At 73.1% G+C, this 25,291-nt stretch carries 22 protein-coding genes and 1 pseudogene; 13 read left to right on the plus strand and 10 right to left on the minus strand.

Going from position 1 to position 25,291, the window contains the following annotated elements; translation table 11 throughout:
- Positions 1–64: 64 nt before the first annotated feature.
- A complete protein-coding gene (locus tag ACFIF2_RS33065; protein WP_395576970.1) occupies positions 65–538 on the minus strand; it encodes an SRPBCC family protein in 474 nt (157 codons plus the stop codon).
- A gap of 120 nt (positions 539–658) precedes the next feature.
- Entirely contained in the window at positions 659–1,480 is an 822-nt protein-coding gene (locus tag ACFIF2_RS33070; protein ID WP_395576971.1) for a DeoR/GlpR family DNA-binding transcription regulator, read from the minus strand.
- 285 nt (positions 1,481–1,765) lie between these two features.
- Between ACFIF2_RS33070 and ACFIF2_RS33075 the strand changes: the two genes are divergently transcribed.
- Entirely contained in the window at positions 1,766–4,147 is a 2,382-nt protein-coding gene (locus ACFIF2_RS33075) for a hypothetical protein (RefSeq protein WP_395576972.1), read from the plus strand.
- Between the two features lie 66 nt (positions 4,148–4,213).
- Here the strand turns inward: ACFIF2_RS33075 and ACFIF2_RS33080 are convergent, their stop codons facing one another.
- The 4 genes from ACFIF2_RS33080 to ACFIF2_RS33095 form a co-directional block, all read right to left on the minus strand.
- Positions 4,214–6,652 (minus strand): right-handed parallel beta-helix repeat-containing protein, encoded by a 2,439-nt coding sequence (locus ACFIF2_RS33080; protein ID WP_395576973.1) that lies wholly within the window; start codon positions 6,650–6,652, stop codon positions 4,214–4,216.
- Positions 6,653–6,760: 108 nt separating this feature from the next.
- On the minus strand, positions 6,761–7,366 hold the full coding sequence (locus ACFIF2_RS33085) for a hypothetical protein (RefSeq protein ID WP_395576974.1): 606 nt from the start codon (positions 7,364–7,366) through the stop codon (positions 6,761–6,763).
- 202 nt (positions 7,367–7,568) lie between these two features.
- Positions 7,569–8,396, minus strand: coding sequence for an MOSC domain-containing protein (locus ACFIF2_RS33090; RefSeq protein ID WP_395576975.1), 828 nt, complete (start codon positions 8,394–8,396; stop codon positions 7,569–7,571).
- Between the two features lie 42 nt (positions 8,397–8,438).
- Positions 8,439–8,882 carry a DUF6643 family protein gene (locus tag ACFIF2_RS33095; RefSeq protein ID WP_395576976.1) on the minus strand — a complete coding sequence of 148 codons (444 nt, stop codon included), beginning with the start codon at positions 8,880–8,882 and terminating at the stop codon, positions 8,439–8,441.
- 300 nt (positions 8,883–9,182) lie between these two features.
- On the opposite strand from ACFIF2_RS33095, the gene ACFIF2_RS33100 reads away from it, so the two are divergent.
- The gene (locus ACFIF2_RS33100; RefSeq protein WP_395576995.1) at positions 9,183–10,445 is read left to right on the plus strand and encodes a TerD family protein; all 1,263 of its coding nucleotides are present in this window, start codon (positions 9,183–9,185) and stop codon (positions 10,443–10,445) included.
- An 11-nt stretch (positions 10,446–10,456) separates the two neighbouring features.
- Here the strand turns inward: ACFIF2_RS33100 and ACFIF2_RS33105 are convergent, their stop codons facing one another.
- A complete protein-coding gene (locus ACFIF2_RS33105; protein WP_395576977.1) occupies positions 10,457–11,683 on the minus strand; it encodes a glycosyltransferase in 1,227 nt (408 codons plus the stop codon).
- 38 nt (positions 11,684–11,721) lie between these two features.
- Between ACFIF2_RS33105 and ACFIF2_RS33110 the strand changes: the two genes are divergently transcribed.
- The 7 genes and pseudogenes from ACFIF2_RS33110 (at position 11,722) to ACFIF2_RS33140 (ending at position 18,515) form a co-directional block, all read left to right on the plus strand.
- The gene (locus ACFIF2_RS33110) at positions 11,722–12,507 is read left to right on the plus strand and encodes a glutamate racemase (protein WP_395576978.1); all 786 of its coding nucleotides are present in this window, start codon (positions 11,722–11,724) and stop codon (positions 12,505–12,507) included.
- 76 nt (positions 12,508–12,583) lie between these two features.
- Positions 12,584–13,126, plus strand: coding sequence for a hypothetical protein (locus ACFIF2_RS33115; RefSeq protein WP_395576979.1), 543 nt, complete (start codon positions 12,584–12,586; stop codon positions 13,124–13,126).
- Positions 13,127–13,204: 78 nt separating this feature from the next.
- Entirely contained in the window at positions 13,205–14,818 is a 1,614-nt protein-coding gene (lnt, locus tag ACFIF2_RS33120) for an apolipoprotein N-acyltransferase (RefSeq protein ID WP_395576980.1), read from the plus strand.
- 68 nt (positions 14,819–14,886) lie between these two features.
- The gene (locus tag ACFIF2_RS33125) at positions 14,887–15,366 is read left to right on the plus strand and encodes an NUDIX hydrolase (protein WP_395576981.1); all 480 of its coding nucleotides are present in this window, start codon (positions 14,887–14,889) and stop codon (positions 15,364–15,366) included.
- Between the two features lie 54 nt (positions 15,367–15,420).
- The gene (locus tag ACFIF2_RS33130; RefSeq protein WP_395576982.1) at positions 15,421–16,221 is read left to right on the plus strand and encodes a 3-hydroxybutyrate dehydrogenase; all 801 of its coding nucleotides are present in this window, start codon (positions 15,421–15,423) and stop codon (positions 16,219–16,221) included.
- A gap of 18 nt (positions 16,222–16,239) precedes the next feature.
- Positions 16,240–16,507 (plus strand): annotated as a pseudogene (locus ACFIF2_RS33135) (serine protease); the annotation flags it as partial.
- A 37-nt stretch (positions 16,508–16,544) separates the two neighbouring features.
- Positions 16,545–18,515, plus strand: coding sequence for a helix-turn-helix domain-containing protein (locus ACFIF2_RS33140; RefSeq protein ID WP_395576983.1), 1,971 nt, complete (start codon positions 16,545–16,547; stop codon positions 18,513–18,515).
- Between the two features lie 59 nt (positions 18,516–18,574).
- Here ACFIF2_RS33140 and ACFIF2_RS33145 read toward each other — a convergent pair whose 3' ends face one another.
- Positions 18,575–19,972, minus strand: a complete 1,398-nt coding sequence (locus tag ACFIF2_RS33145) for an MFS transporter (protein ID WP_395576984.1) — start codon at positions 19,970–19,972, stop codon at positions 18,575–18,577.
- A 207-nt stretch (positions 19,973–20,179) separates the two neighbouring features.
- Entirely contained in the window at positions 20,180–20,719 is a 540-nt protein-coding gene (locus tag ACFIF2_RS33150) for a hypothetical protein (RefSeq protein WP_395576985.1), read from the minus strand.
- Positions 20,720–20,935: 216 nt separating this feature from the next.
- On the opposite strand from ACFIF2_RS33150, the gene ACFIF2_RS33155 reads away from it, so the two are divergent.
- A complete protein-coding gene (locus tag ACFIF2_RS33155; RefSeq protein ID WP_395576986.1) occupies positions 20,936–21,349 on the plus strand; it encodes a cold-shock protein in 414 nt (137 codons plus the stop codon).
- 52 nt (positions 21,350–21,401) lie between these two features.
- Here ACFIF2_RS33155 and ACFIF2_RS33160 read toward each other — a convergent pair whose 3' ends face one another.
- A complete protein-coding gene (locus ACFIF2_RS33160; RefSeq protein ID WP_395576987.1) occupies positions 21,402–22,178 on the minus strand; it encodes a thioesterase II family protein in 777 nt (258 codons plus the stop codon).
- Positions 22,179–22,296: 118 nt separating this feature from the next.
- Here ACFIF2_RS33160 and ACFIF2_RS33165 point away from each other — a divergent pair, with 118 nt between their 5' ends.
- The 3 genes from ACFIF2_RS33165 to ACFIF2_RS33175 all read left to right on the plus strand — a co-directional run bounded on the left by ACFIF2_RS33165 (position 22,297) and on the right by ACFIF2_RS33175 (position 25,155).
- Positions 22,297–23,604: a cytochrome P450 gene (locus ACFIF2_RS33165; protein WP_395576988.1), complete on the plus strand. Its 1,308-nt coding sequence runs from the start codon at positions 22,297–22,299 to the stop codon at positions 23,602–23,604.
- 56 nt (positions 23,605–23,660) lie between these two features.
- Positions 23,661–24,320 carry a transcriptional regulator gene (locus ACFIF2_RS33170; RefSeq protein WP_395576989.1) on the plus strand — a complete coding sequence of 220 codons (660 nt, stop codon included), beginning with the start codon at positions 23,661–23,663 and terminating at the stop codon, positions 24,318–24,320.
- A gap of 151 nt (positions 24,321–24,471) precedes the next feature.
- Positions 24,472–25,155: an FMN-binding negative transcriptional regulator gene (locus tag ACFIF2_RS33175; protein WP_395576990.1), complete on the plus strand. Its 684-nt coding sequence runs from the start codon at positions 24,472–24,474 to the stop codon at positions 25,153–25,155.
- Positions 25,156–25,291: the final 136 nt, after the last annotated feature.

The following is a 25,291-nucleotide window of genomic DNA, read 5'->3' on the forward strand; positions in this document are numbered from 1 at the left end:
CCTGCCCGGGGGCCCGGCTGACCTGTCCGGGCGGCGTCCGGCCGACCCCGCCGCGAGTCGCGCGCTACGGGCGGGTCAGCCGCCGGTCCAGCGACGTGACCGCGTCCCGGAAGGCCCGCCCCAGGCCCGGACGCGCGCGGTTCAGCACGAACCGGAACGGCGCCGTACCGTCCGCGGCGAACGTCCACCGCACCCGCGTGCCGTCGCCGGCCGGCGTCAGCCGCCACTCCTCGACCAGGGCGCGGGCACCGGGCGCGTTGGTGACGTCCACCCGGTAGGCGTACACCTCGGGCCGCTCGGCCGTCAGCACCGTCTCCACGAAACGCGTACCGCCCCTGAGCCGGATCTCGCGGCCCGCTCCCTCGCCGATGGACCGGGCGGACGTCACCGCCGAGAACCACGCGGTCCAGCCCGGCACGTCCTCGGCGAGCGCGCGGAAGACCGGATCCGGGGCGGCGGAGATCTCCCGCGCGAAGACCAGGCGCACCGGAGCCGTCTCGACGAAGCCGAGACCCACCGGACGCAGACGGCGAGCCATGGACGCAACCTCCTTGGGCGAAGCCGCGGACGCGGGCGGTCGGGCGGGTGGCGCCACGATAGCCAACGGCGGACCGGGTGTCAGCGGCGCCCGGAGCGTCGGCGCCCTCTCCGGCCGGGGTCAGTCGGACGTCTCCGGCTCGCCCGCCACGACCAGCGCCAGGTGCTCGGCGATCTCCGCCCGGGCGTCCGCGGGCAGCCCGGCGTCCGTCACCAGCGTGTCCACCTGCTCCAGCGCCGCGAACGAACTCAGGCCCACCACACCCCACTTGGTGTGGTCGGCGACCACCACGACGCGCCGCGCCGACTGCACCAGCCGCCGGTTGGTCTCCGCCTCCGCCAGATTCGGCGTCGACAGGCCGGCCTCGGCCGATATCCCGTGCACACCGAGGAACAGCACGTCGAAGTGGAGCGTCGCGATCGCCTGGTCGGCCACCGGGCCCACCAGCGAGTCGGACGGCGTGCGCACCCCGCCCGTGAGCACCACCGTGGCCGCACCCTGCCGCGCCCCCGAGGTGCGCTGCGCCATGTGGAACACGTCCGCCACCCGCACCGAGTTGGTGACCACGGTCAGCTCGGGCACGTCCACCAGCCGGTGCGCCAGCGCGTACGTCGTCGTGCCGCCCGACAGCGCGATGGCGGCGCCCGGCGCGACCAGTTCCGCCGCCGCCCGCGCGATGTCCTCCTTGGCGGTCGGCTCCAGGCCCGACTTGGCCTCGAACCCCGGCTCGTGGGTGCTCGCCTCGACCACGGGGACCGCGCCGCCGTGCACCTTCTCCAGCACGCCCTGGCGGGCCAGCGCGTCGAGGTCGCGGCGGATCGTCATGTCCGACACGCCGAGCTTGCGGGTCAGCTCGTTGACCCGGACTCCGCCCCGGCGGCGTACCTCGTCGAGGATCAGGGCGCGCCGCTGCTCCGCGAGGAGGTTCGGGTTCTCACTCACGTACGCTTCGGTCCTTTCGCCGCAAAACCGTCCGACACGCCCGGCGCACCCACGTTGACGAGGAGTTCTCCCGGCTCCGGTGCGCGGACGCCCATCCTCGCACGCCCCGTCACACGCCGCGCCACCGCCTGTACGCCGCGCACATGTCACCTCCGCCCCGTCCCGGCGTCACCCGTCACACGGTTCGGGGAGATTCCGTGCCGAGGGGTGCACGACGTCCGTCCAGCGGAGATCCTGGTGCCCGCACGGACAGAGGCGACGGCGGGTCACGGGGGAGTGCGGACGGTGGAAGAGGCGCAGGGACCGGCCGGGACGGGCGGGCAGGACGATCCCGGACCGCGCGACGGCACGGACGGCAGGCCGGGAACCGCCCTGGAACTCCTCGTCCACGGAGTGGGCGGCACCTCCCCGGCCGAGATGCTGGACGACCCGCGGACCGTGCGGGTCACCGGCGACCACATCGCGGCCGTCTTCCGGCGTACCGAGGACGCCGACGCCGAGTCCCGGCCGGGCGACTACCGGGGCCGGCCGGTGCCCGAGGCCTACGTCTGGTGCAACCTCACCTCCGGCAACGGCACCCGGGCCCTGTGGCTGCTGCTCCTGCCGTTCATGGTGGTCAACCTCGCCCACTGGATGCGCCCCAGGACGCAGGGCCGTACCCGGACGGTCCGCCTGTACGGGCTGCTAGTGCGGCTCGCGGGCCTCACCCTGACCGTGCTGCTGGTCGCGGCGGCCTGCGAGGTCGCGCTCGACCTCGTGGCCTGGCAGTGCGCGGGCACGCACGCGTGCGCCGAGCGGCACTCCTGGCTGGGCTTCCTGTCGCCGCGGATGTCGGACGGCGGCTGGTGGAGCACACCCGGCCGCAGGCTCGCCCTGGCGGCCGCGGTCCCCGCCGCGCTCACCGGCCTGCTGTGGTACCTGTCCCTGCGCACCTGGCGGGCGTACGAGTCCCAGCAGCCGATGGACCGCGAGACCGACGCCGAGGAGGACCCCGCCCGCACGGCCCTCGGCCGGCCCGGGTTCTGGTACGGGCGCCGCCTGGTGGCGCGGCTGCGCGCCGCGCACACGGCCGCCGCGCTGCTGACGGTCGCCGCCGCGGTCGGTGTGCCGGCGGCCCGGTTCGACCGCGGGCCGGACGGATCCGCGTTCCTCGGTGTGCTGGGCCTGCTCCTGGAGGGGGCGCTGGCCGCCGGGGCGGTCGTCGTGGTCGCGGTGGTCGGCCGCCGGGGCCGCAGCGAGCGCCGCCTCGACCGGGAGCTCGACCGGCACCTCGTACGCCGTCTGCCGCTCGCCGCCCTCCTGCTGTTCGTCCTCGCCCTCCTGTACGGCGGCTGGGCCCGCCCCGGGTGGACGTCCGCCGGCCGGCTCCCGGGGGACATGACCTTCGGCGGCATCGCCCTCGTGCAGGGCCTGCTCGTCCTCGCCCTCGCGGCGGCCGCCCACGTGCTGCACCGCGGCCTGCCCGACCCCCGCGCCGCGATCCGCGGTCTCGGCGGGCCCGCCGTCGCCATGCTGGCCTGCGCGCTGGGCGGCGTGATGTCCGGCGGCGTCGCCCAGCGCGTGTCGGACTGGCTGGACGGCACCGGAACCTCCATCGACGGCCCGCCCGTCCTGCTGACCTGGCAGGCGTCCGTCATCCCGCCGCTGCTGGCCGTCGTCCTGCTGCTGTGCGCCGCCCTCGCCCGGCACACCTGGCGACTCGCCCGCGCCGAACGGGACGCCGTGCGGGGCGACCACCCCGGCGAGGCCGGCGACCCGGGACGCACCCGGCGCATCGCGTTCACCCGCGCCATGGCCACCCTCACCGACCGGGCGCCCCTCCTCGTGGCCATCGTCTCCGCCACCACCCTGCTCCTGGGCGCCGGAGCCCTGGTGGGCGCGCTGACGACCGACCGGACCCCCGCCGACGCCACACGCGGGTCGTACGCCGCCGTGCACGGCGCCGCGCAGATCGCGCAGGCACTGGGCTCCTGGCTCCTCGGCCTCGGCTTCATACTGTTCGTCACCTGGGGCCGTCGCGCCTACAAGGACGCCTCCGCGCGGCGCACCATCGGCATCCTGTGGGACGTCGGCACCTTCTGGCCGCGCGCCGCCCACCCCTTCGCACCGCCCTGCTACGCCGAGCGCGCGGTGCCCGACCTGACCTGGCGGATGGCGACCTGGACCCGGGCCACCGGCGGGCGGCTGGTCATCTCCGGGCACTCCCAGGGCAGCGTGCTGGCCGCCTCGGCGGCCTGGCAGCTGGAGCCGTCCGCCCGCAGACGGGTCGCCCTGCTCACCTACGGCTCCCCGCTGGAGCGCCTGTACGGCCGCTGGTTCCCGGCCCACTTCGGACCGGCCGCGCTCGCCTCGCTGCGCGAGGAGGTCGACTGCTGGCGCAACCTGTACCGCCGCACCGACCCGATCGGCGGTCCGATGCGGCTGCCCGGCGACTCGGGCCCCGCGGTGGACCGCGCACCCCTCAAGGACCCGCTCACCTACGGGCGCACCGAACTCCACCCGCTGCCCGCGCCGGTGCTGGGCCACTCCGACTACCAGACGGACCCGGCCTTCGCCGAGGAACGGCAGCGCCTGCTGGCCCGGCTGCGCCCGGAGGTACCCGCGCCGCGCCACACCGGCCGGCCGGACTCCGTCCCGGCGGCGGACGGCGGGCACGAGGACTGCTGAGCCGGTCACCACCCCGCCGGGGCCGCGGCGGCCCCGGCGGGCCGCCCCGACGGCCCCGGCGGATCGCTACGGCAGTTCCGGCAGGTCCTCGGCGTAGAGCAGGGTCAGGTCGTCCGTGCTGGGGTCGGCGAGCTGGGCGACCCGGCTCGCGTGCCGCTCCACCATCGCCTCGAACGTCTGGCGCGCGGTACGGCCGTTGCCGAAGGCCGGGCCCTTCGGGATCGCCGTGAAGTACTTCGTCAGCGCCTCGGCCGTGCCCGGCGCCAGCCGGTACTCGTGCTCGTCGGCCTGCTGCTCCACGATCCGCAGCAGCTCCCCGGGTCCGTAGTCGCCGAAGGTGATGGTCCGGGAGAAGCGGGACGCCACACCCGGGTTGACGGACAGGAAGCGCTCCATCTCCGCCGTGTAGCCGGCGACGATCACCACGACCGAGTCCCGCTGGTCCTCCATCAGCTTCACCAGCGTGTCGATGGCCTCCTTGCCGAAGTCGCGGCCCGCGTCCTCGGGGGAGAGGGCGTACGCCTCGTCGATGAACAGCACCCCGCCGTGCGCCCGCTGGAACGCCTCCTGGGTGCGGATCGCCGTGGAGCCGATGTGCTCGCCGACCAGGTCCACCCGGGAGACCTCGACCAGGTGCCCCTTCTCCAGCACCCCGAGCGAGGCGAGGATCTCGCCGTACAGCCGGGCCACGGTCGTCTTGCCGGTGCCGGGGGAGCCCGTGAAGACTAGGTGGCGCTTGACCGAGGCGGCCTTCAGACCCGCCTGCTGCCGGCGCCGGCCCACCTCGATCATGTCGGTCAGCGCCCGGACCTCGCGCTTGACGCTGTCCAGGCCGACCAGCGCGTCCAGTTCACCGAGGACGGCCGCCGACGTCCGCGCCGGCTCCCGCGCGCCGGCACCCGCGATCAGGGGCTCCTGTTCGGTGCGGCGCTGACCGGGGATCGAGCCCAGCAGCCCGGGGGACTCGCTCACCGTCTGCACGAGGGGCTCGGGCGCGGCGGGCGCCGTCAGGCCGACGCTCTCGTCGCTCGTGCAGTCCTCGACGAGCGGCCCGGAATCGTGCGCGGAGTCCGCGCCGCCGTCCGCGAACTCGTACCCGCCGCGCGCGCACCGCTCCGTACGGCACTTGCGCAGCGTCGTGCGACAGCCGTCGATCACGTGGAAGCCGTAGCCGGCGCTGCCGGTGACGCGGCAGTTCAGGAAGCTGCCGCGCCCTCCGGCCGACACGTAGACGCCCGCCTCCGAGGGGGAGTCGACCGTGCAGCGCTCGATGGTGGGGTCGGCGCCCTTGGTGACGATGACGCCGGTGCGGTTGCCGTCCAAGGTGCAGTTGTTCAGGGTGCCGCCGCTGCCGTGGTCGCGGAACCAGGCGCCGGTGGCCGCGTCCCGGATGCGGCAGTCGTCGAGCTGCGCGGTGGCGCCGTCGCTGACCGACACCGCCGTGTTGCGCACCTGCGACAGGTCGCTGTCGACCACGTCCGCGCGGGACCCGCGGTCCAGGACGAACAGCGCGTCCGGCACGTCGTGCACCCGGCAGGAGTCGAGGACGGCGGTGGCGCCGTCGCTGACCCAGACCGCCGGATAGTCGCCGGTGCTGTCGAAGATCTCGCACTGGTTGGCGTCCACGCGGGTGCCCGGGTCCCACACTGACAGACCGTTGCGCCCGAACTGCCGCACGCTGGTGCGGGTCAGGGTGAGGACCGAGCGGGAACGCAGGTCGACCGCGTTCTCCGGGATGTCGTGGATGCGGCAGTCGGCGAGGGTGAGCACCGCGTCGGTGTCGAGGGTGACGCCGTCGGCGGTGGTGCGGTGCACGTCGCAGTCGGTCAGGTGCGCGGTGGCCCGCGCGGTCACCTGGACGCCGCTGCCCCGCACCTCGTACACCTCGCAGCCCACGGCCTCCAGCGCGGTCCCCTCGCCCGTCGCCGTCAGGCCCGAACCGGCGGCGTGGTGGACCCGGCAGCGCTCCAGCCGGGGGTGCGCGCCGGAGCGCACCGCGACGCCCGCCTGCCCGGCGGAGACGACCTCGCACTCCTCGAACACGCCGCCCCCGCCGTCGAGGACGGCGATGCCGACACCGGCCGGATTGTCGACGGTGCAGCGCCGCACCGTCGGCCGCGCGCCGCCGCGCACCTCTATCCCGGACGCGGAGCGCGTGACCACCCGCAGGTCCAGCAGCTCCGCCGTGCCCTCCTCGACGAGCACCGCGGGCGCCGCCGCGTCCTGCCCCTCCACGTGCAGGTCCTGGATCACCGCCGAGGCCCGCACGGTCAGCGGGACGCCGTCGACGGGCGCGATCCGGACCGATCCCTGGCCGCCCTCGGGTCCGCGCAGGGTCACCGCCCGCTGGACGACGAGGTTCTCCCGGTAGGTCCCGGGGGCGACGGTGAGGACGTCACCGTCGGCCGCGGCCTCCAGGGCGGCGGCGAGCGATGCGTACTCACCTGTGCGGCGCCGCCACCGCGAGGTGCCGGTGTGCGTCACCTGGACCGTGCCCTGTGCCATGGCGTTGCTGTGCCCCCACCTCGTCGTACGCGGGTCGTCGCCGATTCGGTTCGGCCGGTCCACCGTAGCGTGCGCGCAGGTGGTGAGTTGACCGGAGGGACAAGCCCGTCAGCCGCCCGCGCCGGTCCTGCCCCAGTCCGGGCCCGCCCGCTCCCACTCCCGGTCCCAACGGGCGTACCGCAGGCGGACCATGCGCCATACGACGATCCGCCGGCCGGCCTCGACCAGGGCCGCGGTCGCCAGCGCGGCGCCGAACCCGGCGAGCACGGCGTGCGTCGTCGCCGTCGCGGAGTCCAGCGGGCGGGCCACCGTCCGGCCCTGTCCGTCCGTCCATATCGCGAAACGGTCGCCGGTCCTGGGGGTGGCGAGGCCCGCCGTGACGGTGGCCTCGTGCCGCGAGCCGTCCGGCGCGGTCCAGTCGGCGAGGACCCGGCTGCGTATGCTGCCGCCGGAGGCACCCTCCGGGTCGACGGTCAGGGGCGAACGCTCCAGGGGCCGGACCACGGTGGCCGTCACCCGGTGCCGTGCCTCGTGCTGTTCGCGCATCGACCGTTGCAATGCGTCCTGCGCCGCGCCGCCCACCAGCACGCCGGTCAGCGGTGCCGCGAACAGGATCAGCAGCAGTCCCGTCAGGGCCGCCCACGCCTCGGCCAGGTCGGTCGCCCGGCACAGCGGATTGTGCCGCCAGCGCCAGAGTCCGCCGATCGCCCGCACGCTCCGCGCCCCCTTCCCGCTCCTCGCCGCCCCCGGTCGAGCCGTCCCCACGGGCCGGCCGGGAGAGCGCGTCGTCCTGCGCCGACGGCGCCCCCGGCCGGATTCTCATGAACGTCTCACCGAGCCCAACGCGCCGCCCCCGAGGCGGGTTCCCGGCTTCCCGTCCGCTGTCCGGAAACCGTCCCCGCCGGGCAACGGCACGTCACGCGACGACGCGCACCGGGTCGCCGACCCGGATCGTGCCGGGGCCGGCCGGGACCAGGTTCTGCCCGAAGACCAGCTTGCCGTCGACGCGGCGGTGCAGTCCGAGGCTGTGCAGCGGCTCCCTGCCCCGGTCGGCGGTGCCCTGGTCGGTGGTGGTCACGGCGCAGCGCCCGCACGGCTTGGCGACCCGGAAGGCGACCTCGCCGACGGTGACGCGGGACCAGCCGTCCTCGGCCCACGGGTCGGTGCCGGAGACGACCACGTTCGGCCGGAAGCGGTTCATGGGGAGGGGACCCTCCGAGGCGTGCTCGCCCTCGGCGATCAGGGAGTTGAGGGCGTCCAGCGAGGCGGTCGTCGTGAGCAGCAGCGGGAAGCCGTCGGCGAAGGAGACGGTCTCGCCCGGCAGCGCGTACTCGGGGTCCACGGGCCTGCGCGTGGCCGGATCGTCCAGGTACACCAGCCGCACGTCGGCGCCGAGGAAGGCGCTGCACCAGGCGTGCGCGGCCTCGTCCTGGGCGGGGAGCACCTCGACCTTGTCCCGGAAGACCTGCGCCATCACCGTCCTCGTCGCGCGCGGGACGGGCACCGTGAGCGGCTCACGGCCGGGTGCGGACAGTCTGAGGCCGCCGCCGGGCACGGGCTCGGCGGCGGCCAGGGCCAGCCGCGGCCGGCGGCGTTGCGTGACGACCTTTCCCCCGTCGTCGATCAGCATCCAGCGGCGGTCTCCGGCCAGCCCCCAGGGCTCCACGACGGCTTCCCGGAGCGACAGGCTCCGGAACGCCTTGACCGGATGGACGTGGATCGACTGCAGTCGTGCGTTCCCCATGGGGTCATCGTGCCAGGTGGCGCCGACAAGCCCGGGGACGGCTCAGTAGCCGCGGTACTGCTGCTGGTTGTACGGATCCTGGTACGGCGCCGGGGCGGGCCGGGGCGCCGCGGGGCGCATCGCCTCGTACCCCGCGGGACCGGGCGCGGCCGGGCGGGGCTGCTGCGGGTGCTGCGGGCCGGGGTACCCGCGCGGCGCCGTCGCCTGGTGCGGGATGTACGCGGCGGGAGCCTGCTGCAGCGGAGCGGGCTGCGGCGCCTGCTGCGGGTAGCCGCCGTACGAGGGCTGGGAGGGACCCGACGGGAGGGCGGGCAGGGCCGACGGGAGCGCGGGCAGGTGGCTGGCCGGCGCGTCGTACGCGGCGGGGACCCGGATCGGGGCGATCTGCGGGGTGCCCCGCTCGGCCACGAGTGAGTCGTAGATCGGAGTGTCCGGGAAGGAGGCGGAGTAGTAGCCGCCGCCATAAGTGGAGCGGGGGGAGGTCATGAGACATAAGTTAAGCCCACGATGTGCTGGTTGGGGAGACCGATAAGAGGGTTGTTTTCCACGCCCGCAGTGACTCGGGATCCCCAATGCGAGCGAACTTGGCAAAATAGGGCGCCGGAGACCGAGATCATGAGGTAAAGGCCGAGTTCCGAGCGGGTTACCGGCGGTTGTCCAGGCGTCTTCCCGCCACTCCCGACGCGGGGCCGGCGGCGGGGGAATAGGTTGAACGCGGCACACTTGGCGAACCGCCGGGACGCGTCCCGGTTCGATGACGACGACGTGATGGGGGCGGACATGTCAATGTCGAAAGGGTCGAACACCCCGGTGCCGACCACGGCGCTACGGGTCGAACTGGGCTGGCGATCCGGCCCCGGCGTACCGGACGCGGACGCGTCGGCCCTGCTCCTGGTGGGCGGAAAGGTCCGTTCCGACGCGGACTTCGTCTTCTACAACCAGCCGGGCCACTCCTCCGGCGCGGTCCGTCACGAGGGCAAGCGGGAGGCCGGCGGCCGGGTGACCGACAGCCTGCTCGTCGACCTCGCGCGCGTGGAACCCGCGATCGAGACCGTGATCCTCGCCGCCTCCTCGGACGGCGGGTCGTTCGGGCGGATCCCCGACCTGTACATCGAGGTCCGCGACGCCACCCGGAACACCGTGGCGGCCCGCTTCGACAACCCGGGCGCCACCGTGGAGACCGCCTTCGTGCTCGGCGAGTTCTACCGCCGCCAGGGCGCCTGGAAGTTCCGTGCCGTCGGCCAGGGCTACGACAGCGGGCTGGAGGGCCTGGCCACCGACTACGGCATCTCGGTCGACGAACCCCAGCAGGCACCGCCGCCCGCCCAGCCGGCCGCACCGGCCCCGCCCGCGGTCACCACGCCCCCTCCGGCTCCCCCCGCCCCGCCGGCCCCGCCCGCGCCCGAACCGGTCCGGCTGACGAAGGTCACGCTCACCAAGGCGGCACCCTCCGTCTCGCTGACCAAGCAGGGCGGCACCTCGGGCGCCATGCGCGTCAACCTCAACTGGCAGGTGCGCAAGCAGTTCTCCGGCTGGGCCCGCAAGCTCGGCCGTCCGGTCGCCATGCACGACGACCTCGACCTCGACCTGTGCTGCCTGTTCGAACTCACCGACGGCAGCAAGGGCGTGGTCCAGGCCCTCGGCAACGCCTTCGGGGCCCTCGACCGGCCGCCGTTCATCCACCTCGACGGGGACGACCGCACCGGCGCCGTGGCGAGCGGCGAGAACCTCACGATCAACCTCGACCACAAGCAGTACTTCCGGCGCGTCCTCGTCTTCGTCACCATCTACGAGGGAGCGCGCTCCTTCGCCGACCTGAACGCCACGGTCACCCTCCAGCCGCAGCACGGCGCCCCGATCGACTTCTCGCTCGACGAGTGCACGGTCCCCTCGACGGTGTGCGCCCTGGCGCTGATCACCAACACCGGCAGTGACCTCGTCGTCCAGCGCGAGGCCCGCTACCTGGTGCCGGAACGCGGTGTCAGCCCGCAGCGCACCGTCGACCACGCCTACGGGTGGGGCATGAACTGGACGCCCGGCCGGAAATGAGCCCTCCGGGCTCAGCCCTCCTCGGGCAGGGCCCGCGGACGTGCGTAGGTGCGGCCCTTCCAGGCCGCACCGCGCCCCCGGTAGTGCAGCACCGCCGAGTCCACCGTCATCAGCAGATACAGGAACGCGGTGCCCGGCAGCAGCGGAGCGAGCCACAGCGGCTGCCGGTAGTAGCGCAGCATCGGCGCGTACGTCCCCGCCATCACCAGCCACGCGGCGGCGCCGAGACCGGTCGTCACCGCGTCCCCGGCCACCGCGCCCAGGACCACCGCCGCCGGCGGGACCAGGTACACCAGCGCCAGACCGCCGACCGTCCCGGCGAGCACCAGGGGGTTGTGCCGCAGTTGCGCGTAGGCGCTGCGCGAGACCATCCGCCACAGATCGCGCAACCGGGGATAGGGGCGCACGCTGTCCACCCCGTCGGCCAGGCCCAGCCAGATCCGGCCGCCGGCCCCCTTGACCGCGCGGGCGAGGGCCACGTCGTCGATGACGGCGTGCCGGATCGCCTCCGGGATCCGCGCCCGCCCGGCGGCCCCGGTGCGCAGCAGTACGCAGCCGCCCGCGGCCGCCGCCGTGCGCGTCGCCCTGCCGCCGACGCGGTCCCGTCCGATCCACCGGAACGGGTACAGCTGCGCGAAGAAGTAGACGAAGGCCGGCACCACGAGCCGCTCCCACACGCTCTCCACCCGCAGGCGCGCCATCTGGGAGACCAGGTCGAAACCGCCGGTGCCGGCGGCCGCCACCAGCCGGCGCAGACCGTCCGGCGCGTGCGCGATGTCGGCGTCCGTCAGCAGCAGGTACTCGGGCTCCCGCGCGCGTGCCAGCTCGATCCCGTGCCGCACCGCCCAGAGCTTGCCGGTCCAGCCGGCCGGGGGCTCCCCGGGCGAGGCCACCGTGAGCGGCAGGCCCCCCTGCCGCCGGGCCAGCTCGCACGCCAGCTTGCCGGTGCCGTCCGTACTGCCGTCGTCGATCAGGAAGACCTCCGCTCGTCCCGGGTAGTCCTGCGCGAGCAGCGACGGCAGGCTCGCGGGCAGGACGGCCGCCTCGTCGCGCGCCGGGACGACGACGCACACGGAGGGCCAGGAACCGGGGTCCTCCCGGGCCGGCAGCCTGACGTCGGTGCGCCAGAAGAAGCCCCGGGCGAGCAGCAGCCACAGCCAGGCGGCGAGTGACAGGGCGGATACGACGGTCACGACGGTGGTCCACACATCGGCGCTCACGTGCGCAGTCTGCCCCACGACGCGGTCGGCGGCGCCCCATCGTCTATCGTGGCCGGGTGAAGATCGCGCTCATGGACTCCGGAATCGGTCTGCTGGCGGCCACCGCCGCGGTACGGCGCCTGCGACCGGACGCCGATCTCATCCTGTCCCTGGACCCCGACGGCATGCCCTGGGGTCCGCGCACCCCCGAGGACCTGACCCGGCGGGCCCTCGCCGTCGCCGAGGCCGCCGCCGCGCACCGCCCCGACGCCCTGATCGTGGGCTGCAACACCGCCACCGTGCACGCGCTGCCCGCACTGCGCGCCCGGTTCGAGCCCGACCTGCCGGTGATCGGCACCGTGCCGGCGATCAAGCCCGCCTCGGCCGGCGGCGGACCGGTGGCCATCTGGGCGACGCCCGCCACTACCGGCAGCCCCTACCAGCGCAACCTCATCGAGGAGTTCGCCGGCGGCGCCACCGTGACCGAGGTGCCCTGCCCAGGGCTCGCCGACGCCGTCGAGCACGCGGACGAGACCGCGATCACCTCCGCCGTCGCCGCCGCGGCCGGCCTGACCCCCGACGACGTGACGACCGTCGTCCTGGGCTGCACCCATTACGAACTGGTCGCCGAACGCATCCGGGCCGCCGTGCAGCGCCCCGGCGCCCCGCGCCTCGTCCTGCACGGCTCGGCCGGCGCGGTCGCCGCCCAGGCGCTGCGCCGGATCGGCGCCCGCCCCGACCCCGGCGCGCCGGCCGGGGGCACCCTCACCGTGCTGCTGAGCGGACGCGAGGGCACGCTGCCCGAGGCCGCGCTGACCTACGACGAGGGCAGGCTCCTGCGCGCGGTCACTCCCGCGCGCTGACGCCGGTCGGCCGGTCGGCCCAGTCACGCTGTGCGACGAGGTACCCGCGCAGCGAAACATGAGTAACCTCTTCTCCATGAGGCATCGCCACGGCGAGACCACCCCGCAGCCGGACGTCTGGACCGGACGGGCCACCAACCGGGTCCAGTGGTTCCTGGCGCTCATCGGCGCCGCCTGCATGGCGCTCGGCATCGCGCTGGCCGTGGACTCGGCCTGGGAGTCCGGCGTCGCCCCGCTGGCCATGGCGGTCGTCGGGTGCATCGCGGCGGGACTGCTGGTCCTGTTCGGCACGCTGGCGTTCGTGCACGTCGCACTGAGGGTCGACGAGGAATGCCTCGAGGTGCGCTGCGGCCACATCGGCGTTCCCCGGCGCCGCATCCCGCTCTCCCATGTCGTCGGCGCCGAGTTCGCCCCGCACGTCACCCCCCGCCACTGGGGAGGATGGGGCTACCGCTGGCGGCCGGAGAAGGGCACCGCCGTCGTCGTACGGCGCGGGGAGGGGGTGGTCCTGCGGCTGTGGGACGGCCACACCTTCACCATCACCGTGGACGACGCGGAGGCGGCCGTCCAGGTCATCAAGGACCGGCTCCGCCCGAAAGCCCCCGGCCCGGCCCACTGAGCGCCGCTCCACCGGCCCGGCGCGGGCCCGCGAGCCCGTGCTGTCGGCCGCGCGGTCACCCGCCGTACACTCCGGGGGGTGACAGCCACCGCAACCTCCGTCGGCGAGTCGGACCGGACGCAGCCGCAGACCACGCCCGTCTCCCGCGCCGCCGCGCGGCTCCAGCGTCTCCTTCCGGCCGCCGCCGCCGCGCTCTCCGGAGTGCTGCTCTACGTCAGCTTCCCGCCGCGCACCCTGTGGTGGCTGGCCCTGCCGGCCTTCGCGGTCCTGGGCTGGGTCCTGCGCGGCCGGAGCTGGAAGGCGGGCCTCGGCCTCGGCTACCTCTTCGGACTCGGCTTCCTGCTGCCGCTGCTGGTGTGGACCGGCGTGGAGGTCGGCCCCGGCCCCTGGCTGGCTCTCGTGGCGATCGAGGCGCTCTTCGTCGCGCTGGTCGGCGCGAGCGCCGCGGCGGTGTCCAGGCTGCCGGGGTGGCCGGTGTGGGCGGCCGCCCTGTGGATCGCGGGTGAGGCCGCACGCGCGCGCGTGCCCTTCGAGGGCTTCCCCTGGGGCAAGGTCGCGTTCGGGCAGGCGGACGGCGTGTTCCTGTCGCTCGCCGCGGTCGGCGGCACGCCGGTGCTCGGCTTCGCGGTCGTCCTGTGCGGATTCGGTCTGTACGAGGCCGTACGCCTGGCGGTCGCCGCGCGCCGCACCTCTCAGGTGCGGCGGGGCGCGGCGGCCGTGGCGCTGCTCGCCGTGGCCGTACCGGTGGCGGGCGCCGTCGCCGCCCGGCCGCTGGTCAGCGACAAGGCCGAGGACGGCACCGCGACCGTCGCCGTGATCCAGGGCAACGTCCCGCGCGCCGGCCTCGACTTCAACGCCCAGCGCCGGGCCGTGCTCGACCACCACGCCCGCGAGACGGAACGCCTGGCCGCGGCCGTCAGGGCCGGCGAGGTGGACCGGCCCGACTTCGTGCTCTGGCCGGAGAACTCCTCGGACATCGACCCCTTCGCCAACCCCGACGCCCGCGCGGTCATCGACCGGGCCGTCCGGGCGATCGGCGCGCCGGTCTCGGTGGGCGGCGTCGTGGAACGCGACGGCGAGCTGCTGAACGAGCAGATCCTGTGGGACCCCGACAAGGGCCCCGTGGACACCTACGACAAGCGGCAGATCCAGCCCTTCGGCGAGTACCTGCCGCTGCGCTCGCTCATCGGGGCGATCAACGACGAATGGACCTCCATGGTCGCCCAGGACTTCAGCCGCGGCACCGAACCGGGCGTGTTCACCATGGCCGGCACCAAGGTCGGGCTGGTCACCTGCTACGAGGCCGCCTTCGACTGGGCCGTGCGGTCCGAGGTCGCCGACGGAGCCCAGATGATCTCCGTGCCCAGCAACAACGCGACGTTCGACCGCAGCGAGATGACCTACCAGCAGCTCGCCATGTCCCGCATCCGCGCGGTGGAGCACAGCCGGACCGTCACCGTGCCGGTGACCAGCGGCGTCAGCGCGATCATCATGCCGGACGGCCGGGTCACCCAGAGGACCGGCATGTTCGTGGCGGACTCCCTGGTCCAGGAGGTGCCGCTGCGCTCCTCCGAGACGCCCGCCACCCGGCTGGGCGTGGCGCCGGAGATCGCTCTCCTGCTCGTCGCGGCCGGCGGACTCGGCTGGGCCGTGACCGCCGGCGTGCGCGGGCGGCGCGCCCGTGGCGTGTAGCCGTACGCCCGCCGCACGCCCCGTGACGTGGCCGGGAGCGGTCGGAGGGGCCCGTTAGGGTCGGGCGCATGGCAACTCCCGATTTCATCCTCGACCTGCGCGTCACCGCCGGACACCAGTTGCTGTGGCTCCCCGGAGTCACCGCCGTCGTCTTCGACGAGGAGGGCAGGGTGCTGCTGAACCGGCGGTCCGACAACCGGCGCTGGTCACTGATCGGCGGCATCCCGGACCCCGGGGAGCAGCCGGCCGCCTGCGCGGTGCGCGAGGTGCAGGAGGAGACCGCCGTCGAGTGCGTCGTCGAGCGGGTGGTCCTCGTCCAGGCGCTGAACCCCGTCACGTACGAGAACGGGGACGTCTGCCAGTTCATGGACATCACGTTCCGCTGCCGCGCCGTGGGCGGCCGGGCCCGGGTCAACGACGACGAGTCGCTCGACGTGGCCTGGTTCGCGGTGGACGCCCTGCCCGACGTGGCGGAATTCGCGCAGACCCGGATCAAGCAGGCACTGTCCGACGCCCCCACATGGTTCGACCCCACTGGTCCCAGCTGAAGTATGGGGCGTGCCCACATGGGGGCGGGGGCGGGCGCTGCCTAGGGTCGGGACATGACCTCGCCCAGTGTCCTCCCGGCCCCCCACGCCTCCTCGCTCGACCTCGACGGCCGCACCGCCCTCGTCACCGGCGCCGCCGGTGGCATCGGACGCGCCTGCGCGCTGCGGCTCGCCGCCGCCGGGGCCGACGTCAGAGCGGTCGACCGGGACGCGGCCGGACTGGACGCCCTCGCCGAGAGCTGCGGCGACCTCGCGGGCAGCGTCGAACCCCACGTCCTGGACCTGACCGACCTGGACGCCGCCGAACGCGCCGCCGCCGGGACCGACGTCCTCGTCAACAACGCCGGGCTCCAGCTGGTGCGGCCGATCGAGGAGTTCCCCCCGGACGTCTTCCACACGGTGCTCACCGTGATGCTGGAGGCCCCCTTCCGCCTCATCCGCGGTGCCCTGCCCCACATGTACCGGCAGGGATGGGGGCGCATCGTCAACATCTCCTCCGTCCACGGACTGCGCGCCTCGCCCTTCAAGGCGGCCTACGTGTCCGCCAAGCACGGACTGGAGGGCCTGTCCAAGACGGCCGCCCTCGAAGGCGCGGCCCACGGCGTCACCTCCAACTGCGTGAACCCCGCCTATGTGCGCACCCCGCTCGTGGAGCGGCAGATCGCCGACCAGGCCCGGGCGCACGGCATCCCCGAGGAGCAGGTGCTGACCGACGTCCTGCTGCGGGACAGCGCCGTGCGGCGGCTCATCGAACCCGACGAGGTCGCCGACGCCGTGGCCTACCTGTGCGGACCGCGGGCGTCCTTCGTCACCGGCACCTCCCTCGTCCTGGACGGCGGCTGGACCGCGCACTGACCGGGGCGGCGGACCACGGCCGGGCCGGCGAGTCCCCGGATCCGGGCGACCGGCCAGAACATCTACGACGACGAGAGCGTCACCCGGGAGAGCTGCTCGGTGCGCTCCACGGTCCGTCCCGGCGACTCGGGCGGCCTGCTGCCGACCACCGACCGCCGGGTGTGCGGGGGTGGTCTTCGCCCGCCCCACCTCCGACGCCCGGACCGGTTACGTGCTGACGGCGGACGAGGCCGCCGCCGAGGCGCGCCTGGAGGCCGGCGCGGCCGGCCCCGGGTTGTCCACAGGGCTGCCGCGACGACCGTGCGATGGGGAATCCTGTGAGCATGTCCCGCGATCATGTGCAGTCCGCCGAGCGCTCCGCCCACGACGCCGCGGTGCCCGCCGGCGACGCCGCGCACCCCGCGTCCGCCGCCGTCGAGACGCCGTTCCTGGAGCTGCTGGCCCGGGGGGCGTCCGCCGACGCGTACGAGCAGCCGGTGCTGATCGCCCGCGCCGAGGGAGGACCGGCCGAGCGGATCGCCGCGCTGGAAGAGGCCAAGCGGCTCGCGTTGCGGGTGCGCTCCGACCTCGAGGGCCGGCGCAGGCGGGAGGCGGAGCTGTCCGCGCTCTTCGAGACGGCCCACGACCTGGCGGGGCTGCGCGACCTGGACGCCGTCCTGCGCGCCATCGTGCAGCGCGCCCGTTCGCTGCTCGGCACCGACGTGACCTACCTCAGTCTCAACGACCCGGCCCGCGGCGACACCTACATGCGCGTCACCGAGGGCTCGGTCGCGGCCCGCTTCCAGCAGCTCCGGCTCGGCATGGGGGAGGGGCTCGGCGGCCTCGTCGCCCAGACCGCCCGGCCCTACGTCACCGACGACTACTTCAAGGACGCCCGCTTCCAGCACACCCGCTCCATCGACGCGGGCGTACGCGACGAGGGCCTGGTCGCCATCCTCGGCGTCCCCCTCATGCTCGGCCACCACGTGATCGGCGTGCTCTTCGCCGCCGACCGCCGGGCCCGGGTCTTCGAACGTGAGCAGATCGCCCTGCTCGGCTCCTTCGCAGCCCTCGCGGCTGCCGCCATCGACACCGCGAACCTGCTCGCCGAGACCCGGTCCGCCCTCGCGGACCTGGAGCGGGCCAACGAGATCATCCGGGACCGCAGCGGCGTCATCGAGCGCGCCTCCGACGTCCACGACCGGCTCGCCGAACTCGTCCTGCGCGGCGGCGGCGTCCACGACGTGGCGGCAGCCGTCTCCCAGGTGCTGGACGGCACCGTGGAGTTCACCGAGGCCGGCGCGGCACCGGCGCGCGCCCTGGAGTCGTCCCGCGCCGAGGGTCACGCCGTGCGGCACGAGGACGACTGGATCGCCGCCGTCGCGGCCGGTGACGAGTTGCTCGGCGCCCTGGTCCTGCGCGGCCACCCGGGGCTCGATCCCGTCGACCAGCTCACCCTGGAGCGGGCCGCGATGGTCACCTCCCTCCTGCTGCTCGCCCGCCGCTCCGCCGCCGAGGCCGAACAGCGCGTGCGGGGCGAGCTGCTGGACGACCTGCTCGACGCCCGCGACCGCGACCCGCGCCTGCTGGCCGACCGCGCCCGACGGCTGCGCGCCGACCTGGCCGCCACCCACGTGGTGCTCGCCGCCCGCCTCGACGCGACCGCCCCCGACGCCGACCAGGAGGCGGACGCGCGCAGACGCCTGTGGGCCGCGGCCTCCCACCTCGCCGCGACCCGGCACGGCCTGGCCGCCGCCCGCGACGGCGGCACCGTACTGCTGCTGCCCCTGGCCGCGGGGGCCGGTGCCACGGACCTAGCCCGCCGCACCGCCCGGCATCTGGGCACCGCCGTGCACGAGGCCGTCACCGTCGGCGCCTCCGCGCCCGTCGAGGACCTCGCCGCCCGCCCCGACGCGGTGGCCGCCGCGTACACCGAGGCCAGACGCTGTCTCGACGCCCTGCGCCTGCTGGGCCGCTCCGGGGACGGCGCCGCGGCAGAGGACTTCGGGTTCCTGGGGCTGCTGCTGGCCGGGGAGCAAGATGTCTCCGGCTTCGTCGAGCGCACCATCGGCCAGGTCGTGGCCTACGACGAGCGACGCGGCACCGAACTCCTGCGCACCCTCGGCGCGTACTTCGCCTGCGGCATGAGCCCGGCGCGCACCAAGGACGAACTGCACGTCCACGTGAACACGGTCGCCCAGCGCCTGGAGCGCGTGGGCCGCCTCCTCGGCGACGACTGGCAGAGCCCGGACCGCGCACTGGAGATACAACTGGCCCTCAGACTCCACCGGTTGTCACTGCCGGCACAACACTGACCCCCGCACGCACGGGCGCGCGGGGGCCGGTGGGCCGGTGGGCCGGTGGGCCGGGTGGATCAGACGGTGCGCGCCCCGGTCGTGCGGGAAGCGCCCGAGCCGGTCTCCTCCCCGTCTCCGTCCCCGTCCTCGCGGCCGGCCGCCACCTCGGTGAGGTCCCGGTTGCGCGTCTCCTTCGCCACGCCCACCGCGATCAGCGTGAGGACGACCGAGGCGATGACGTAGAGGGAGATGGGGGTGGAGCTGTCGTACTCGTCCAGCAGCGCGGTGGCGATGAGGGGCGCGGGGGCGCCCGCCGCGACGGAGGCGAACTGGGCGCCGATGGAGGCACCCGAGTAGCGCATCCGGGTCGCGAACATCTCGGAGAAGAAGGCCGCCTGGGGCGCGTACATCGCGCCGTGCAGGACCAGACCCACGGTCACCGCGAGGAGCAGGCTCGAGAAGTCACCGGTGTCGATCAGTGTGAAGAAGGGGAACATCCACAGTCCGATACCGGCCGCGCCCAGCAGGTACACGGGGCGCCGGCCGATCCGGTCCGACAGCGCCCCCCAGGCCGGGATGACGGCGAAGTGCACGGCCGAGGCGATCAGCACCGTGTTGAGCGCGGTCTGCTTGGAGACGTCGGCCGCGGTGGTGGCGTAGACGAGGATGAAGGCGGTGATGACGTAGTAGCTGATGTTCTCCGCCATCCGCGCGCCCATGGCGATGAGCACGTCGCGCCAGTGGTGACGCACCACGTCGACCAGCGGCAGCGACGTGGCGTCCGCCTTGCGTGTCTCGGCCTGCGCCAGGGCCTGCTTGAAGACCGGTGACTCGTCGACCGACAGGCGAATCCACAGGCCGACCATGACCAGGACGCCGGAGAGCAGGAACGGTATTCGCCAGCCCCAGCTGTTGAAGGCGGAGTCCGACAGCACGGCCGTCAGCAGCGACAGCACGCCGGTCGCCAGCAACTGCCCCGCCGGCGCCCCGGTCTGCGGCCACGACGCCCAGAATCCGCGCCGCCGCGCGTCCCCGTGCTCGGACACCAGCAGCACGGCCCCGCCCCACTCGCCGCCGAGCGCGAAGCCCTGGACGAGTCGCAGCACGGTCAGCAGCACGGGAGCGGCCGTGCCGATGGTCGCGTGCGTGGGCAGCAGCCCGATCGCGAAGGTCGCCCCGCCCATCATCAGCAGGCTGAGCACCAGCAGCTTCTTGCGCCCGAGCCGGTCGCCGTAGTGCCCGAACACCAGGGCCCCCAGCGGCCGGGCGGCGAACCCGACGGCGTAGGTGAGGAACGACAGCAGCGTGCCGACCAGCGGGTCGGAGTCCGGGAAGAACAGCTTGTTGAAGACGAGGGCGGCGGCGGAGCCGTAGAGGAAGAAGTCGTACCACTCGATGGTGGTGCCGATGAGGGACGCGGCGACGATGCGCTTGAGGTTGTTCGGGGCTGGTGGAGCGGTTGCGGGCGACGACATCGGCACCACTTCCTGGGGTATGACGGGGACGTTTGCGTGTCGCCATACCGTAGGAACGCGCAGGTGAGAGGCGTATGTGGTGGGACACCATAGTTCGAAGACGAGCTATGCGTGCAGTCCCTATGCCAACGGGGTTCAGCCCCGACACAGGTCCGTCGGTCGGAGCTTCCGTGCAGTGGTCCGGCCCCGGGAGCTGTGAGCGCGCGCCTAGGGGCGGTCCGTCGCATCAGGGGCGTGCTCCTTGAGGAAGGCACCCGCGTGGGCTGCCGCTTCTTCCGCGGTCGCGTAGTGCGCCCCCTCGGTGACCGGGGCGGCTGCCCCGTCGGCGCCCACGCCGGTCCAGCTCCAGTGGCCGGAAGGCGCCTGCACCAGGTCGGCGGTCCCACCGAAGAGCGCGAGGGTGCTCCTGTCCGCTGTCGCGGACGCCGAGCGGTCGACGGCGTCGGGCCACTTCTTGCGGGCACCCTGCCGGGTGATGCCCCAGGCGGCCCCCAGCTGCTCGTAACTTGCGCCGTAGGCGCCGGCGGTCGCCGCAGCGTGCGCGGTCAACCGCTTGACCTCGGCGTCCATCACCTTCCACGCGGTCAGGACGGACAGTGCCACCTCGACGGGCTCCGCCTCCCACATGCGGTCCGCGGCCGCCCCGGACTGCCGGGAGCGAATCGCCGTGGCCAGCGGGGTCAGGGCGTCGTACAGGGCCTTGTCGAGTTCTGCACGCTCGGTCGGGGTGATCTCTGCGCTCGTCATGCGACAACCATAGTTTCCAGGCCGGGGTATGTAAACTAAAGTTTCCACGGGCGGTGTCGCGTGCGGCCCGCTCGCGACGGGGCGGGGGCCAAGTGCGCCGAGGGGGCGAGCACTTGACGCCGTAATATCCCGGAGGAGAGTGTGAGGCGGGGGGACCGTGACCCACGGACACCTCCCGCGTCATTGGTTCCTGTGTTGTGGAGGTGCGGTGTGTTGATGGTGGGCAGGGTCCTGCGGTTCGACGAGGTCAGGGGTTACGGGTTCATCCGGCCCAGGGAGGGCGGCGAAGACGTCTTCATGCACGCCAACGACCTGATCGACGAAAAGCACATGTACCAGGCGGGGAGCGATGTCGAGTTCGCCATGGAGCAGGGCGACAAGGGGCTCAAGGCGTCGGAGATCCGCCTGATCCGTCACCCTTCACCGGACAGCAGGATCGACCGGCTGCCCGCGGAGCGGGATGACCTGCGGGATGATCCGCGGGAGGAGTCGCTCTCGTGCGACGAGTTCCGTGCCGATCTGACCGAGGTCCTCCTGGACGCCGCGGGAAGCCTCACGGCCGATCAGCTCAAGCAGGTCAGGGCCGGTGTCATCGAGCTGGTCCGCAAGAACGGCTGGGTCGTGGACTGAGGGACGGGTGGGCGGGGCCGCCGCCGGCCCCGCCCACCCGCCGGACCGCGGACTACGGGCGGGCGTATCCGTCCCGGCCGGCGCGGCCCAGGCGCGCGGAGATGGCTTCGAGGACCCGGGGCGCGTGCTCATTGAGGTAGAAATGACCGCCCGCATAAGTGGTGAGGCTGAACTCTCCGGTGGTGCGGTGCTCCCATTCCTGCGCCTCCGCGCGGCTCACCTGCTCATCAGTGTCGCCTATATGCACGTGAAGAGATGTTTGAAGAGGCGGTCTGGGCTGCCAGCGATAGTTTGAGATCGCTTTGTAGTCACCCCGGATGGCGCCGATCGACATCCGCATGATTTCCTCGTCCGCGAGGATTTCGGAACTTGTTCCGTTGAGTTTTGCCAGCTCTTTGACAAGGGCTTGGTCATCGAGCATGTGCAGGTTTTCCGGCCGGTCGAGAGTGGGGGCGCGCCGGCCGCTGATGAAGAGAGCCAGGGGGACGATGTCGCGGCTCTCCAATCGCTGCGCGATTTCGAACGCGATCGTCGCTCCCATGCTGTGTCCGAAGAGCGCCAGCGGCCGGTCCGTGTACGGCAGCAGCTCCTGCGTCAGCTCGTCGGCCAGCTCCGCGACGGATTCCCTGCACCGCTCGCTGCGCCGGTCCTGCCGGCCCGGGTACTGCACCGCCAGGACCTCGGTCTGCGGGGCGAGCGCGCGCGACGTGGGGAAGTAGAAGCTCGCGGACCCGCCCGCATGCGGAAAGCAGACGAGTCTGGTCGTGGCGTCGGGCGCCGGATGAAATTTCCGGATCCATAAATCGGAGCGGCTCGGGTTCTGGGTCATAAGACTCTCATCGCCTCTCGCTGCGAGTTATTCGACGAGGGTAGGCCGCACGTGATCAAGGTGCAACTGTGATCTATGTCACTTGACGATGGGTCGCCAGGATGCAAAGGTGACTGGCATGGCGAAGCGAGAAATAGCAACGTCAGCATCGAAAATGTTAATGTCGCGGGCGATGCTCCGGCTTCTCATGATGTCGGGGGACCCGGTCGCGCAGTTAATCGCGCGGCGTCCGGACACCGACCCCTATTTGATTTATGAAAGCATCAGGGAAAAGGGCGACCTGGTGCGTGGCAATATCGGCGCTTTCGCCACGTGTGATCACGAGCTGGCGTCGGTCATCCTCCGCGACAGCACTCGCTTCGGATCCTTCGCGGTCGCCAAGGCCAAGCCCATCGACACCACGGTCTACGACGACCGTGGCGAGCGCCTCATCGTGCCCATGGACGACTCCTTCCTCTCCATGGACCCCCCCGACCACACCCGCCTCAGGCGCATGGTGGCGCCCTGGTTCTCACCCCGGGCGATACGGGAGCGCACCGCGACCATCGAGAACATGCTCGACGAGCTGTTCGACGATCTCGCGGAGCAAGACCAGTGGGACGCGGTCAACGACCTCGCCGTCCGCGTTCCGATCCGAGTGATCTCCGCGTTCTTCGGCATCGGCGAAGAGGACTACGAACGATTCCGGCGGTGGGGCGGAATCATCGGAACCTCCGTCGACGGCATCCGCACCATGCGCGACCTGAAGACCTTCCGGCAGATGCTCATCGAGATGCAGGACTTCTTCGGCGAGCTGATCGAGCGGCGCAGGCGCGAACCGGGCGACGACCTCGTGAGTTTCATGGTCCAGGCGGAACCCGAGGGCGAGCCCCTGACCTGGCACGACATGATCGCCACCTGCGGCGTTCTGCTCGGCGCCGGCTTCGAGACCACGGTGAACCTGATCGGCAACTGCGTCCTCACCGTGCTGGACCACGCCGACATCAGGAAGCAGCTCATCGACGATCCGGACCTGGTCCCCAACGCCGTCGAGGAAGTCCTGCGCTGGGACGCCCCGGTCCAGTACCTATTGCGGGTCACGACCCAGCCCGTGACACTCGCAGGCGTCGACATCCCCGAGGACGCACCCGTCTTCGTGGTCGTGGGCGGAGCCAACCGGGACCCCAAGGTGTTCGGGGACAACGCCCAGGACTTCGACCTCCACCGGAAGAACAGCCGCGAGCACCTGACATTCGGCGACGGCATCCACCTGTGCGTCGGCGCGGGCCTGGCACGCATCGAGGCCGCGGCCACCCTGCGCGTGCTGCTGCGCAGATTCCCCGACCTGCGGCTCGCCGAAGGAGCGGAACGCCGGCCCACCCGCGTGGTGCGCGGCATGACCTCACTGCCGGTCCGGGACGGTGCGATCGCCGCTGCCACGACCTGACGAGCCGGGCCGTCCGGCCCGTCCGCACGTCTTCTCACCACGGGGGAACACTGATCATGGCTGATTCGGCACGGGACCTGCTCGCCGAGATGCGAAGCGAACTGGCGGCCACCGAGGGCGACAACGCCTTCGTCGAGCTGGTCGTCGCCGGGCGCGCCACGCAGGACGCGCTGCACAGATACGCCCACGAAGAGCAGCTGATCTTCACCAGCGACTGGGGAAGCTACCTCTCTCTCGCCGGACGGTGCACCGCACCCGACACCCGGCAGTTCTTCATGGGGCTGGCGCTCGGAGAGGCCATGGGTCTGGCCGGACTCGCCACGCTGTCCACCGCCCTCGGAGTCGACGAGGACAGCCGCCGCGCCCATCAGCCGGCGCCGTTGTGCCAGGCGTACCCCGCCTACACCGCATGGCTGGCGCTCAACGCCGACCCCGCCGACGTCGTCGCCGCCCTGCTGGCCAACTTCCCCGACTGGTGCGGGACCTTCGCCGCACTCGCGGGCGCCGTGCGCGAGCACCACGGCCTCGACGACAAGGCCTGCGCGTTCCTGGACGGCCTCAGCGCACCCAACGCGCAGCTCGAGGAGCAGGGCATCGCCATCCTGGACCAGCGGCTGGCCGCGGGCTGGGTCCCCGACACCGCGCGGCACTACGCCCGCTTCCTGCGCACCTACGACCTGCTGTTCTGGAACAGCCTCGTCGGCGCGAACGCGTGACCGGCGTCAGCGCCCTCCATCGCACCCCTGTCGCCGATCGACGACCTCCGACCTCCGGCCGCTGACCCCACCCGCCGGCATACGGGACGGACGCCTTCCGGTGACGCCGCTGTGCGCTGCCCCGACGAGCTGCCCGAACGAGGAAACCCCCATGTACGCTCCCACGCACTTCGCGACCGACGACATCACGCGCGTCGTCGAACTGATCCAGGCGAACCCCCTGGCCTGCTTCGTCACCACACAGGACGACGTGCCGGTGGCCTCGCACATCCCGGTGGTGTTCGCGTCGGACGACGACCTCACCGGGCTGACCGACCTCGTCGGCGTGAAGATGTACGGCCACCTGAACGTGGTGAACCCGCAGTACACCGCCCTTGCCGACGGCGACCGGGCGCTGGTGGTCTTCCAGGGCTCGCACGGCTACATCTCACCCACGGTGTACGACCGCGTTCCGGCGGCGCCCACCTGGAACTTCTCGGCCGTGCACGTCCGCGGGAGGATACGGCTGCTCGACCCCGGCGAGCCGGCCCTCAAGGTCGTGCGGAGGACGGTCAGCGCCCTCGAAGGCAGGTTCGGGCAAGGCTGGGACATGACGGAATCCCTCCCCTACTTCCGCAAGATCGTGCCGGGCGTCGGCGCGTTCGAGATCGAGCCGGAAGCGGTGGACAGCATCTTCAAGCTCTCCCAGGACCAGCCGGCCGACGTGCGCGACAAGGTCGGCGCCTGGTTCCGCGGCAGTGACGTCGGCACCCACCGAGCACTCGCCGAGGAGATGTGCAGGCACCGTCCCACCGCACGCCCGCACCAGGAAGGGACGCCCCGACATGACGGCTGAACCCGACACCCAGGGCCTGCAGGACGCTCTGCGGCGGCTGATGCGGCACACCCGGCCGGAATCCGACGGCATTCCGCGTGCGGACCGGAGCAGGCCGCTGCCGCTGTCCTTCGCCCAGCAACGGCTGTGGCTGCTG

This window comes from Streptomyces sp. BK79, assembly GCF_044142145.1.
Lineage (GTDB): Bacteria > Actinomycetota > Actinomycetes > Streptomycetales > Streptomycetaceae > Streptomyces.